The sequence below is a fragment of the Agrococcus citreus genome (assembly GCF_039527715.1).
Taxonomy (GTDB): Bacteria; Actinomycetota; Actinomycetes; order Actinomycetales; family Microbacteriaceae; genus Agrococcus; species Agrococcus citreus.
Genome location: NZ_BAAAKK010000005.1, coordinates 292,610 through 305,211, shown reverse-complemented (window position 1 = coordinate 305,211; position 12,602 = coordinate 292,610). Strand labels below are relative to the sequence as shown.

The following is a 12,602-nucleotide window of genomic DNA, read 5'->3' as shown; positions in this document are numbered from 1 at the left end:
GCGGTCGCCTACGCTCTCGCTGCGGCGATCGATCCGCTCCCCGTATGGCTCGTCGCGATCGCGCTCGTGCTCAGCGGGCTCCTCAACCCCTTCGGCTTCGGGGGCCTCTCGAGCTTCGTCGCGCCTGCCGGCACGGATGCGCGCCGCGCGTACGCGCTCGACGCGCTCAGCTACAACCTCTCCGGCGTCGCGGGCCCCGCGCTCGTCGCGCTGCTCGCGCCGACGCTCGGGCCGCGGTGGGCGCTCGCCGCGATGGCGGCGATCGCGCTCGTGTCGCTCGCGGCATACCCGCTGCTGCGCATCGAGCGGCGCGAGGCCGAGCGCAAGGGGCTGTGGCGCTCGATCGGCGCGGGGCTCGTCGCGCTCTCGACGCACCGGCCGCTCGCGACGATCACCGTCTCGGGCACGCTCGTCGAGTTCGGCCGCGGCATCATGCCGATCGCAGCCATCGGCATCGCGCTGCTCGCGACGGGCGACGCGGCCGCGAGCGCCTTCATCGTCACCGCCTTCGCGATCGGCGCGCTCGTCGGCGCCATCGCCGAGCCCATCCGCCGCACGAAGCTGTCGCCGCAGGCGACGATGCTCGTCGGCTTCGGACTGACGGGGCTCGCGACGCTCGCCGCCGCGCTCGACCTCGGGTTCTGGTGGACGATCGTGCTCGTCGGCCTCTCGGGCGTGTTCAGCGCAGCACCGACGGCGGCGATGCTCACGCTCCGACGCACAGAGAGCCCCGACGACGTGGTCGCGCAGGTGTTCACCGTCGGCTCCGCGCTGCGCACGACCGCAAGCGCGGGCGGCACGGCCGTCGCGGGACTGCTCGCAGGGCTCGACCCGCTCCTGCTGCTCGCCGCCTCGGGGGCGGTGTGGGTCGTGGGAGCGCTCACGATGCTCGCGTTCCCGCGCGCACGCTGACGGCTCCTGCTCCCGCGCCTGCTCAGCACTGCGGTGGCGGATGCGCCGCCCGGTCGCCTGACGCCGAAGCCGACCCCGTCCGCGGCACCGTGGGCGCTCAGCCCGCGGGCGCCAGCACCACCGCGCCGTCCTCCGTCAGCTCGACGATGCCGCGATCGTCCGCCAGCAGCAGGCGGTCACCCGCGACGACGCTGAACGCCGAGGCGACGCCGACCACCGAGCCGACCCGCTTCCAGCCGTCTCCCGCCGTCTCCTGGCGCACCTCGCCGTCCGTGTCGACGCCGACGAGCGCGCCAGAGCTGAGCGCATCGATGCTGTAGAGCAAGGGGACTCCGTCGAGCAGCGTGAACGTCTGGCCGCCGTCCGCACTCGACTGCAGGCCCTGCTCGGTGGCCGCGAAGAGGCGCTGCTCGGTCGCGACCAGGTCCACGGCGGGCGGCGCCTCCGTGGAGGCCCAGCTGAGTCCGGCGTCGCGGCTCGTGAGCAGCTCGGGCGCGCGCGTGGCGATGCCGACCAGTGCGCCGTCGGGGCCTGCGGTGAGCACGTGGAAGTCCGCCTCGCCCGAGAGCGACACCGGCGCCCAGGAGCCGCCGCCGTCGTCGCTGCGGATGATGCCGAGGTCGGGAGCGCCGAGCTCGGGCGGGGTGCTGGGCCCGGGGTGTCCAGAGGCGAACATCGTCCCGTCCGCGACGGTGAAGCCCATCGCGTCGAAGTCGTGACCGCCGATCGGGCCGTCGAGCCTGCCGTCGGCGAGGCGGTACAGACCGCGGTGGGTCGCCACCAGGATGTCGTCGCCGCTGGGGCTGCTCTCGATGCCGTGGACGTGCTCGATCGCCGGATGGGAGGGCTGGGGCTGGGCGGGCGACGCGCAGGCGGCAGTCGACATGGTGACGGCGACAATCGCGAGCGCGGCGGGGATGGGATGTCTCATGTTGGCACCTGGTTCGACGAGGGCTGTGCGGTGGACGGTGCGGCCGGTCGTCGAGCAGTCACGCGCGGGCGACTGCCCGACGAACGGGCGCCCGCTACAGCTCGGTGAGGAGCTGCTCCATCTCGGCGATCTCGGCCGTCTGGGCGTCGGCCATCTGCTGCGCCAGCGCGATCACGTCGGGGTGCTGGCCGTCCTCGACCGCATCCTCCGCCATCTCGACGGCGCCCTCGTGGTGCTCGATCATCTGCTGGAGGTAGAGTCGGCTCGCGTCGGCGCCGCTCGCATCCTCGAGGGCCCGCATGTCGTCCTCCGACATCATGCCGTCGCCGTGCTCCATGCCCCCCATGCCGCCGTGACCCATCCCCCAGTCATCGAGCCACGCCTCCATCTGCTCGATCTCGGGACCCTGGGCGTCCTTGATGCGCTGCGCGAGATCGAGCACGCGCGGGTCGATGTCGCCCTTGGCGAGCACCACATCGGACATCTCGATCGCCTGCTCGTGGTGCGGGATCATCATCATCAAGAACATCTGGTCGGCGGCGTTGGCCTCCGACGATGCGGAGGAGGCGCCGGGCATGCCCGGCATGCCGCCGGCCGTCGTACTGCTCACGCCGCAACCGGCGAGCGCGAGAGTGAGGGTGAGCGCGCCGGCTGCCAGCGCGCGATGGAACTGCTTCGTGGTCATGGTCGTGATCCTGTTCTGGGCTTCGAAGTGGTGGTGGTCTAGCGGCGTCGCGGGGTGCGACACCGCCGGCCTGGCCGATGGCCAGGCAGACCGATCACGTCCGACTGATCGAGAGCAGGTTGAGGGATGGTCGCGGCGCCCCGAGCCGCACGGCGGAGGCACGTTCCGACGTAGGCATCACGAGGCTCGGCAGCCGTGCGAGGCCTACGCGACTCGGCGGCATCAGCACGAGCATGCCGACCAGCAGCGCGAGCACGCACGCCATCAGCTCCGTGTGTCCCGGGGCGAGCGGAGCCGTGCCCTGGCAGTCCGCGCAGTGCGCGGCGCTCGAAGCGGCCATCGCAGCAGCAGGCGCGCCATGCGCGTCAGCGGCGGAGGCCGCCGGATGCTCGTGGATCTCGACGCCGTCGGGCGACGCGTGGGCGGCGGACGCGGGGATCGCGATGCCGGTGTGGCTGCCGCCGCTCGCACCGTGGCTGGTGCTCGCGCCGCCCATCGCGTGCATGCCGAGCAGGCCGACGATCAGCAGCGTGACGATCGCGCCGATGAGGACGAGCGCGCGCACGGGGTGCAGCCCGGGTCGCCCCGGCGCATCCAGCACCCGCCATCGCATCCGCTGCCCCTCCTTGCCGCACAGGATACCGAGCCAGTCAATGGATGGCTGGCGGATCCCCCATCAGCGCGGGGGCCAGGCGGTGTTCCGCCCGGCCCCCGCAGTTCGGGTGACGGTCAGGGCATCCGCGTCGGGTCGTCGTGGTGCGTCTGGAGCGAGGCGACGACCGTGAGCATCTGCTCCTCCGACGCGCTGCCGAAGAAGTCGTCGGTGCTCGAGAGCTCCCCACCGAACCAGCTCGGGCTCAGCGGCAGGCTGCCGAAGTCGCGGCACATGCGCTCCGTGCAGACCCGGTCGGCCGGCCGCTCGGTGCCGCCACGGTCGGTGAGGTCGACACTGACGTAGCCGCCCTGGTGCGGCACGGAGTCGCCGAACGCCCAGGAGACCGCTTGCCACTGCGGGTTCTCGGTCGTGGGGCGCACCTCGCCGAGGGTCCAGTCGAGCTCCTCGATCCAGTTCGTGAACTCCATGTCGAAGTAGCCCAGCATCGCGCCGCCGTCGGGATCCGCGACGGTGACGGCGTTGTTCCAGACCTGCTGGCCGGCCATGTTGGTGCTCGCGCTGCTGTCGTCGCGGATGTCCCAGTCCTGCGGCACGAGGAACGTCGCGCTGCCGTTGCGGGTCGTGTACGGCAGGTAGGTCGTGCCCTCGTGCTCGACACCGACGCCCTCAGGCAGCGCATCCTGCTCGTCGCTGAACTCGACCGTCGCGAGCACGTCGAGCACGAGCCCGATCGTGTCACTCGCGAGGTAGTCCTCCGCCGCGGCCGACGAGTCGAAGGTGCCGGAGACGGCGTCGTCGTAGTAGCTCAGCGAGTACACGCGCTTGTGGTCGTCGAGACGGAAGACATGGAACGGTTCGCCCCCGGTCTCGACGATGCCCACACCGACGCCGTAGTTGCCGTCCTCATAGCCCTCCCACCACGCCGTCGCGGCGAGCCCGTGCCCGACCGGGATCTGCTCGACGATCTCGACCTCGACCCCGGCGACGCCGGCGTCGCCCCACAGCCCGTCGGTGTAGAAGAGCACGCCGCCATCCGGCACGGCGATGGAGAGCTCGTTGGCCCAGCCCTGGCCTTCGGCGAACGTCGCGACGTGGCTCGCGTCGTCGACCGACCAGTCGGCGGGGATGCGCATGCGCATCGAGCCGTTCCGCGTCTCGAGGTCGACGAGCTCGACCGCAGCCTCGGGCGGGGTGGCGGAGCCGGGAGCGCCGGTCGCAGCGGCGGTCGCGCTGGGCGTGGGCGTGGCGCTCGCGGAGGGCGTCGACTGCGGCCGGTCCGGCACTGCCGTCGCCTCCGGCTCGGGCTGCGCGCACGCGCCGAGCATCACGGCGAGGGCGACGATCGCGCTGGCTGCCAGCATGCGGCTCGGAGACGTGCGCATGGCGGGTCCCTTCCCTGCGAGGCCCCTCCCCGCACGCACTGACATGTCCGGTGTCAGCCGGGGGTCACAGGCGCGAGGTCACGATTCGGTCACGTTCGCGTGCTGCTCGGCGCAGTCCCGCTCGACGGCTGGCGACCATCGCTGCACGCCGGACTCGGCATGGTGGCGCTCGAACGCATCCGCTGTCACGCCCTCGCCCTCCAGTCGACGCGCCTGCTGCTCCCAACGGCGCAGCTCGGGCAGCGAACCCCGCTCGTGCCAGTCATGCCAGAGCGCGTGGAGCAGCATGTGCTGGGCGGCGCTCGTGAAGCGGTGCCGCTCGTACGCGAGCAGCACGTCGGCCCAGGCTGCGGCCCGCTGGCGCTCCCAGCCGGCCCAGACGCTCGAGTCGGGCACCGTGGTCGGGGCGTCGATCGTGGTCATCGTGCAAGCTCTTCCTCGAAGCAGTGGCGGAACAGTTGCCGTTCAGGCAAGTTGATCGCAATTCGTCCCACTGTAGAGGTCAGCGCTGACATGCGCTCAACTTTTTTGGGGGACGCCACAAGCGGGCCGCTCGGTCATGACGCGTAGAGCGCCATCTGACGCTCGTCCGGCGACCCGATGCCGACGCTCGCGAGCGCATCGGCGAGCGGCACGTCGGTCAGCCGCACGCTGCCGTAGGTGTCGGGGCAGTACGCGTATCGTCCGCCGACGTTGACATAGCCGACGAACTCGGTCTGGCACCAGATCTCGATGTCGACCTCCTGCAGCCCGCTCTGCTCGGCCACTGCTGCGATCGCGTCGGCGCCGAAGCCCGTGAGCGTGGGCGCGCGGAAAACGCTCGGCATGCCGATGTCGTCCTCGTAGAGGGTGAGCAGCCGCGCCTCCTCGAACCGCACGCTCATCGCGATGACGGCGACCTGCCCCTCCTCGCACTCGATCCCGCGGTCGTTCGACTGCCACGAGCGCCGCCCGTCGCCGTCGTCGAACCACATCGGGATGCGCGGATCGCACGGGATGAGGTAGTCGTAGCGCGCGCCGAGGACGGGCTCCGGTCCCGCTGCCGGCACCTCGGTCGCCTCGATCGAGGGCTCGGGCAGGGGCGGCACGCCGGGCGGCGTGCGCGGCGCGGCCGGAGGCGAGACGGGGTCTGCGGGTGTCGGCGTCGGCTCCACCGTCGGGGTCGAGGTGGGCGTCGGTGTCGGCGACGGCGTCGTCGGCTCGGTCGCCGTAGGCGTCGGCGCCGCCGACGGCGGAGGCGTCGGCGCCAGCTCGCCCGCAGGACCGCACGCCGTCGCGCCCAGCACGACGGCGGCGAGCACGAGCACGGCAGCCGCCCGCGACCGTCGACGGATCATCGCTCCATCACCCATCGGACCGGCCCCTTCGCGTCACCGGGCGCGAACTCGATCCGCGGCGCGAACGAGCCGGGCGCGATCGGGATGCCCCACGCCGCGAGATCGGGGATGATCCCCGGGTCGCTGCAGTCGAACAGCACGCCGCCGATCGTGACCGACGCCCCGCAGTCGTAGTAGACGGTGGCCGTGCTCCCCGTCGCATCACCTGAGGGCGCCGCACCCGCGTCGACGACCTGCAGCTGGCCGTCGAAGTCCGGTGAGGTCGTGTACCGCGGGTCGCCGTCGCCCACCACGTCGCTCGCGTCGAGCAGGGCCCACCCCGAGCCCGGCTCATGATCGGCGCAGTCGATCCACTCGGCGCCGCCGTAGAGCACCGAGCCCGTGCCCTCGCACAGCACGTACACGTCGAAGACGCGCTCGATCATGGGGCCGCCAGCCGCACCGGAGTCGCCGCATCCCGCCGAGCAGTCGATGAAGTCGGTGATGATCGGCACGCCGGCCGCGACGCCCTCGAAACCGGGCGGCGGGGTCGGCTCGGGCTCGGCGGTCTCGGTCGCGGCGGGCGCGAGGGTCGGCGTCGGCGTCGGCGTCGCGCTCGGCTCGACCGTCGTGGTCGGTGGCGTCGCCGCCTGGTCCACGCGCGGATCGATCGCGCCCACGACCTGCCACGCGCCCACGCCGAGCACCACGGCGGTGACCGCCGCGACCGCGCCGGCGGCGATCGCCCGGTTGCGACGGCGCTCGCGCACCCGCTCCCGCACCGCCATTGACGACAGCCCCTGACGCATCCGCGCCTTGAAGTCGTCGCTCATGCGAGGCTGCTGGTCGCTCATGCCGACACCTCCTCGAGGTCGGAGACGCCCGCTGCCTCGAGGTGCCCACGCAGCCGCTGCTTCGCGCGGTGGATGCGGGTCTTCGCCGCTCCGTAGCTGACGCCGATCGCGCGGGCGGCATCCGCGAGCGGGATCTCCTCGAGCAGCACGAGCGAGACGAGCCGCGCATCCGTCTCCGACAGCTCGCGCAGCGCCGCGGCGACCGCGCTGCCCGCATCGAGCCGCTCGAAGCGCTCGCCGGCGACGTCGGCCGCGTCGGGCGCGTCGGGGCCGAGCGGGATGTGCGCGATGAGCCGCTCGTTGCGGCGGATGCTGCGGCGAGCGTTGCGCGCGCAGTTGGTCGTCGTGGCGAGCAGCCACGGCAGCACCGAGTCATCGACGATGCGCACGCGCGAGCGCTTGCGCCACGCCTCCGCGAACACGGCGGCCGTGACGTCCTCGGTGTCCTGGCGGTGCTGCATCAGCCTCCATGCGTGTCGCCACACGCGGTCCCCGTGGCGATCGAAGATCGCGGCGAAGGCGACGCCGTCCCCGCGCACGACGGCACGCCAGAGCTGCTCGTCCGTCTGCGCGAGGTCCACAACCAGGATTGTCCGGCACGGGGCGGATGGTTACATGCGGGCGCTCATCGGATGCGTGGGCTATGGCTCCACGCCGGGCGGCATGGCCGAGGCCTCGCGCGGGATGATCTCGATCTGCGCCATCATCTCGAGCGCCTCGACCACCTCGGGGCTGCCGAGCAGCTGCTCCGCCTCGGCCTGGCTGGCGACGACGGGCTGATCGTCATCGAGCAGCAGTACGAGGAACCGGTGGTTGCGCTCCGAGCCCGGCACCGTGAGCTCGGTGACCGGCTCGGCGCCGATGCTCGACGGCTGCGTCAGCCCCGCTGCCACGAAGTACTGCCCCGAGGCGTGCACCCACCACGACATCGCGACGATGCCGTGGCCGGTCTGTGCCGCGCGCTGCTCGACGACGCCGAAGTCGGTCTGGATGAAGCCCTCGCGCGCGCCGAAGCCGTCGTAGTAGCCCACCGACGTGCCGCTCGGCGAGGTGAAGTCGATCGCGTTCTCCCAGGACGGCCGGCCGCCGAGGTCGGTGCTGAGGCGGCTCCCGTCGTGCACCGTCCAGCCCTCGGGCACGGGGATGCGCATCGTGCCGTTCTGCGTCTCGAAGACCTGGCCGGTGGGCTGGGTCGGGCTCGCGGTCGGCGCGGGAGTGGCGGTGGGCGCTGACGTGGGCGTGGCGGACGCCGTCGATGTGGGCGTGGGCGTGGGCTCCTCGGACGTCGCGCTGGGCGTTGGCGATGCCTGCGACTCGCTCGGTGCGGGCGGCGCCTGCGGGCCGCATGCGACGAGGATGGCTGCTGCTGCGAGCAGCGCGGTCAGGGCCGCGGTTCGAGCGGCCGGTCGTGAGCTGGTGTGCATGGCCTTGCTCCTTCGGTCTCGAGCGACTCCCCCGTCGGTCCAGACGCGATCAGCATCCTCCTGATCGCGAGCGGGCGCGCATCACGGTTCGGTCACGGGCGACGTCTGCTCCGCCGATCGGCGGAGGCGGCCGACGCGCGGGCCCGCCTACGCTGGAGCGCATGTCCGTCAGACAGGCGCCCGACGCGCGCTCGCTGCGCACCGACACGCTCACCGCGGCGCTGCTGGCGCTCTTCGGCTGCGTGATGGTGGCGCTCAGCGCGCTGACGGGCATGCAGTTCACCGACATGCCGATCTGGCAGCCGATGCTCTTCGCCGTGCTCCTCGCCGCGCCGCTCGTGCTGCGCCGCGTGCACCCCGTCCCGGTCGCGATCGTGCAGACGATCGTCTACATCGTGGCCGGCGAGCTCGGCGCGATCGAGCTGTACGTCTCGCAGGTCAACCTCTTCATGGCCTTCTACTCGATCGGCGCCTGGGATGCCGACCGCCGCCGAGCGCATTGGACCCGGCTCATCATCGTCATCGCGATGGCCGTGTGGCTCGCGACCTCGGCGATCCGGGGCTTCCTCGATCCGGAGACGGGCGAGCGCGGCGTCTCGGCCTTCTTCGCGTTCCTGCTCATCCAGATCGTCGTCAATGCTGCGTACTTCGGCGGCGCCTGGGTGTTCGGCAACCGCGCGTGGCGCAGCGCGATCGAGCAGGAGGAGCTCGCCGCCGCCCACGCCGAGATCCAGGCGCAGCAGGTGCAGCTCGCCGACCAGGCGGTCTCGCTCGAGCGGCTGCGCATCGCGCGCGAGCTGCACGACGTCGTCGCGCACCACGTGTCGGCGATGGGTGTGCAGGCGGGCGCCGCGCGACGCGTGCTCGACCGCGACCCGGTGAAGGCGTCGGATGCGCTCCGGCACGTCGAGCAATCGGCGCGCGACGCGATCGGCGAGCTGCGCTCGCTCGTCGTGACGCTCCGCTCGGAGGACGACGGCGCATCCGCCGCTCCCGACATCGGCGCCCTGCCCGACCTCGTCGAGGCTGCGCAGGAGAGCGGTCAGCGCGTGGAGCTGCAGACGATCGCCGAGCCGCGAGCCGTGTCGCCGATGGTGGGCCTCACCGCCTTCCGGATCGTGCAGGAGGCGCTCACGAACTCGCGCAAGCACGCGGGGCCCGTCGCGAAGGTCGACGTGCGCGTGCGCTACCTCGCCGACGAGGTCGAGGTGGAGGTCACCGACGACGGTCGCGGCGGCGGCTCGGGCACGCACGGCGCGGGCGCTGGGCTCATGGGCATGCGCGAGCGCGTGGCTGCGCTGGGCGGTTCGCTCGAGGTGGGTCCGCGGTCGCGCGGCGGGTGGCTCGTGCGTGCACGCATCCCGAGCCCGGGGCCCGCCGGCACGCGTGCGCCCGACGCGGCGCCCGCATCCGCCGAACCGGCTCCCGCATCCGCCGACGCGTCGCCCGCCGCCGCGAGTTGAGGGTCTGCGTTCGACCGGTCAGCGGCAGCGCGTGTAGGCGGCCGTCGCCTCGCTGAGGGTGGGAAGGCCGCCGATGAGGACGATCTCATCGGCACCCGACGCGAGCAGCGCGCTGCGCGACACGGTCGGCAGGCACTCGCGGCGAGCGAGCAGCAGCGGCGCGCGCTCGGCGCCCGCGGCGGCCGCTCCGGCGAGCGCGTCGGGGAAGTCGGTGCCGCTCGCGATGTGGACGGAGCCGACCGTGCCGAAGGCGGCCGCGAGCTGCGCCGCGGTGGCGAAGCGGTCGGCGCCGGAGAAGCGCTGCACGGTGGGGATGGCTGCGGCGAGACCGCTATGGACGCCCGTGGAGACCGAGCTGGCGTCGCCGACGACCCCGGCCCATCCGACCCCGAGCCCCTGCATGGTCGTGAGCGTCGCCGCGTCGGGCGCGGCCGCGCCGCCGTCGACGAGCAGCACCGGTCCGTCGCGGAGCGCGGCGGCCGGCCCGGCGGCCAAGGCGTCGGGGAACTTGAGCCCGGTCGCGATGAATGCGGAGCCCGCGCCCGTCTCACGGAAGGCGTGCTCGGCGATGAGCCGGCTGGTCTCGAAGCGGTCGCTGCCACCGAGCCGCACGACGGTGCGCGTGGCGCTCAGCGCACGCACCGCGGCCTCGACCTCGGCCGACACCGACGGCTCGCCGCCGACGATCACGACCTCACCGGGAGCCAACCGCCTGATCTCGTCGAGCACTGCCTGCGACGGGGTGCCGCGCGGCGTCAGCAGCACCGGCCCGCCCTCGTGGGCCGCGGCCGGTCCGGCGGCGAGCCCGTCGGGGAAGTTCTCGCCGCTCGCGAGATAGACGACCGGCGCACCGATCGGGAACGAGCGCTGCGACACCGCGATGGCCGTCTCGTAGCGGTCGGCGCCCGCGATGCGCTCGGCGCTCGGCAGCGGCTCGGTCGGGTCGCCGAACCAGTCGGTCCAGACGCGCCACGTGTTGCGGTTGCCGTAGCTGGAGCAGTCATCGCCTGTGCCGTAGAGGTTCGCGAGCGCCGCGGCGTTCGGCTGGTACGGCGTGTAGTTGTAGAGACCCGCGGTCGCGAGGTTGCGGATGAGCACAGGGCCCGAGCCGCATTCCGGCTTCAGATTCTCGGGGTAGTAGAGCACCTGGTTCACCCGGCCGACCTGGTGGCGGTAGTTCTGCGGCAGCGCGGCGTAGCGGTTGAACTGCCTGGCAGCGAAGTACACCTGGTAGTAGAAGCCGCCGAACTCGGAGTTGCACGGCGAGGTGTCAGGGCACCCGAAACCGGTCGCCTTCGCGTAGCGCGTCGCGTTGGGGGCCCGGTGGGTCACGAGGGACTGCTCCTTCTCGAGCAGCACGAGCAGGAAGCGCTGCGAGATGTCGCAGGCGGCGCCGACGCGCGCGATGATGCTCGCCGCCGACTCGCGAGTCGTCGCCGACAACGCGCTGCAGTACGCGTCACCCGGGATCGCCACCGTGCTCTGGCTGTACGTGTCGAGGCACGTGTACCCCGCGTTGCAGCCGGGGTGCTTGGCATCGATGAACGCCTGCACTTGCGCGGCGGTCATCGCGCCGCCGTCGTAGAACTGCTCGTCCGAGACGAGGTAACCGGCGTCGAAGTCGGCCGCGACGGCAGCGGACGCCTGGCCGGCCATACCCGCGGGCGGGGTGACGGAGAGCACGGAGCCGAGGAGCGCGGCCAGCACCACGGTGACGATGAGGCGGGGGCGCAAGCGCATCGGATCGACCATTCGGCGGGGACGGGCATCGCGATCAGGATAAGCGCGGTAGAGCGTTGCGCGACAGGAAAACTTCTTCAACGCTCAAGACGGCTCCTGTCGCCGACGTCGCCAGCGCCGACCGCGCCGCTACCGTTGATGCCGTGACGCGCATCCTGCTGGTGGACGACCAGGCGCTCGTGCGCGCCGGCTTCGAGACGATCCTCTCGAGCGAGCCCGGCTTCGAGGTCGTCGGCCAGGCACGGGACGGCGCCGAGGGCGTGCGCCTCGCCGAGGAGCTGCGGCCCGACGTCATCTGCATGGACGTGCAGATGCCCGTCATGGACGGGCTCGAGGCGACGCGCGCGATCTGCGGCAGCGCATCGCACGCATCCGTGCTGATGCTCACGACCTTCGACCGCGACGACTTCCTCTTCGAGGCGCTCTCGGCGGGCGCGTCGGGGTTCCTGCTGAAGACCGCGGAGCCCGAGCAGCTCATCGACGCCGTGCACGCGCTCGCCCGCGGCGACGCGCTGCTCTCGCCCGAGGTGACGCGCCGCGTGATCGAGCGGTTCGCGGCGACGCCTGGATCGGCGGATGCGGCCGTCACCACGGGCGAGCTGCTCGCGGCCGCACCGACGAATCCCGCGCTCGGGGGGCTCACCGACCGCGAGCGCGAGACGCTGCTGCTGCTCGCCCGCGGGCGGTCGAACGCCGAGATCGCGAAGGAGCTGTTCGTCGGCGAGGCGACCGTGAAGACGCACGTGTCCAACGTGCTGCTGAAGCTCGGGATCCGCGACCGCATCCATGCCGTCATCTGGGCGTACGAGCACGGCGTGGTCGCGCCGCGTGGCTGAGGTTCGCGAGCAGGGCGAGGCTGCGCCGCGCAGCCTGGCGCTCGCGATCGTCTGGTTCGTGCTCGCGGGCGTCGGGCTCGTGGGCACGTGGTGGTTCAACGTCGCGTTCGTGCTCGACTCGGGCGGCGCGAACTACTTCGGGGCGTGGTTCGCGAACGCCGCGACCGCATCGGCGTCGATCGACCTGCTCGTGGTGGCGGTCGCGGCGGCGATCTTCATGATCGTCGAGGGCACGCGGCTCGGCTGGGCGAAGTGGGTGTGGGTGCTCGTGGCGCTCAGCGCGGTGACCGCGATCGCGTGCACGTTCCCGCTCTTCCTGGGGATGCGCGAGGTGGCGCTGCGGCGGCGGGCGGGCCAGAAGACGGTCGAGTAGCGCGCCCCGGAGGCAACCCGTCGAAGGCCTTGACACTCCGCGCTGACAGGCGCAACATGTAGGCAGTTGC

The 12,602-nt window shown here is 72.5% G+C and carries 14 protein-coding genes; 4 read left to right on the top strand and 10 right to left on the bottom strand.

What is annotated here, in order from left to right; translation table 11 throughout:
- Nucleotides 1-912: MFS transporter (locus tag ABD106_RS10280; protein ID WP_343920036.1), on the top strand; the 912-nt coding region annotated here is incomplete at its 5' end.
- Between the two features lie 97 nt (nucleotides 913-1,009).
- Here ABD106_RS10280 and ABD106_RS10275 read toward each other — a convergent pair.
- From ABD106_RS10275 to ABD106_RS10235, 9 genes are all read right to left on the bottom strand, one after another.
- Nucleotides 1,010-1,843 carry a F510_1955 family glycosylhydrolase gene (locus ABD106_RS10275; RefSeq protein WP_343920034.1) on the bottom strand — a complete coding sequence of 278 codons (834 nt, stop codon included), beginning with the start codon at nucleotides 1,841-1,843 and terminating at the stop codon, nucleotides 1,010-1,012.
- A gap of 94 nt (nucleotides 1,844-1,937) precedes the next feature.
- Nucleotides 1,938-2,528: a DUF305 domain-containing protein gene (locus tag ABD106_RS10270; protein ID WP_343920032.1), complete on the bottom strand. Its 591-nt coding sequence runs from the start codon at nucleotides 2,526-2,528 to the stop codon at nucleotides 1,938-1,940.
- A 94-nt stretch (nucleotides 2,529-2,622) separates the two neighbouring features.
- Nucleotides 2,623-3,141 carry a hypothetical protein gene (locus tag ABD106_RS10265; RefSeq protein ID WP_343920030.1) on the bottom strand — a complete coding sequence of 173 codons (519 nt, stop codon included), beginning with the start codon at nucleotides 3,139-3,141 and terminating at the stop codon, nucleotides 2,623-2,625.
- 116 nt (nucleotides 3,142-3,257) lie between these two features.
- Nucleotides 3,258-4,526, bottom strand: coding sequence for a hypothetical protein (locus ABD106_RS10260; protein ID WP_343920028.1), 1,269 nt, complete (start codon nucleotides 4,524-4,526; stop codon nucleotides 3,258-3,260).
- A gap of 78 nt (nucleotides 4,527-4,604) precedes the next feature.
- A complete protein-coding gene (locus tag ABD106_RS10255; RefSeq protein ID WP_343920026.1) occupies nucleotides 4,605-4,949 on the bottom strand; it encodes a hypothetical protein in 345 nt (114 codons plus the stop codon).
- Nucleotides 4,950-5,083: 134 nt separating this feature from the next.
- On the bottom strand, nucleotides 5,084-5,863 hold the full coding sequence (locus ABD106_RS10250) for a hypothetical protein (protein ID WP_343920024.1): 780 nt from the start codon (nucleotides 5,861-5,863) through the stop codon (nucleotides 5,084-5,086).
- The gene (locus tag ABD106_RS10245; protein ID WP_343920022.1) at nucleotides 5,860-6,696 is read right to left on the bottom strand and encodes a hypothetical protein; all 837 of its coding nucleotides are present in this window, start codon (nucleotides 6,694-6,696) and stop codon (nucleotides 5,860-5,862) included. The genes ABD106_RS10250 and ABD106_RS10245 overlap by 4 nt, the downstream gene beginning before the upstream one ends.
- Nucleotides 6,693-7,277: an RNA polymerase sigma factor gene (locus tag ABD106_RS10240; protein ID WP_343920020.1), complete on the bottom strand. Its 585-nt coding sequence runs from the start codon at nucleotides 7,275-7,277 to the stop codon at nucleotides 6,693-6,695. The genes ABD106_RS10245 and ABD106_RS10240 overlap by 4 nt, the downstream gene beginning before the upstream one ends.
- Before the next feature lie 60 nt (nucleotides 7,278-7,337).
- The gene (locus tag ABD106_RS10235) at nucleotides 7,338-8,120 is read right to left on the bottom strand and encodes a hypothetical protein (RefSeq protein ID WP_343920018.1); all 783 of its coding nucleotides are present in this window, start codon (nucleotides 8,118-8,120) and stop codon (nucleotides 7,338-7,340) included.
- Between the two features lie 161 nt (nucleotides 8,121-8,281).
- Between ABD106_RS10235 and ABD106_RS10230 the strand changes: the two genes are divergently transcribed.
- Nucleotides 8,282-9,583, top strand: a complete 1,302-nt coding sequence (locus ABD106_RS10230; RefSeq protein ID WP_343920016.1) for a sensor histidine kinase — start codon at nucleotides 8,282-8,284, stop codon at nucleotides 9,581-9,583.
- Nucleotides 9,584-9,601: 18 nt separating this feature from the next.
- Here the strand turns inward: ABD106_RS10230 and ABD106_RS10225 are convergent, their stop codons facing one another.
- Nucleotides 9,602-11,323, bottom strand: coding sequence for a cell wall-binding repeat-containing protein (locus tag ABD106_RS10225; RefSeq protein ID WP_343920014.1), 1,722 nt, complete (start codon nucleotides 11,321-11,323; stop codon nucleotides 9,602-9,604).
- 143 nt (nucleotides 11,324-11,466) lie between these two features.
- Here ABD106_RS10225 and ABD106_RS10220 point away from each other — a divergent pair, with 143 nt between their 5' ends.
- Nucleotides 11,467-12,159 carry a response regulator gene (locus tag ABD106_RS10220; RefSeq protein WP_343920012.1) on the top strand — a complete coding sequence of 231 codons (693 nt, stop codon included), beginning with the start codon at nucleotides 11,467-11,469 and terminating at the stop codon, nucleotides 12,157-12,159.
- Nucleotides 12,152-12,532, top strand: a complete 381-nt coding sequence (locus ABD106_RS10215; protein WP_343920010.1) for a DUF2834 domain-containing protein — start codon at nucleotides 12,152-12,154, stop codon at nucleotides 12,530-12,532. The genes ABD106_RS10220 and ABD106_RS10215 overlap by 8 nt, the downstream gene beginning before the upstream one ends.
- The last annotated feature ends 70 nt before the right edge of the window (nucleotides 12,533-12,602 follow it).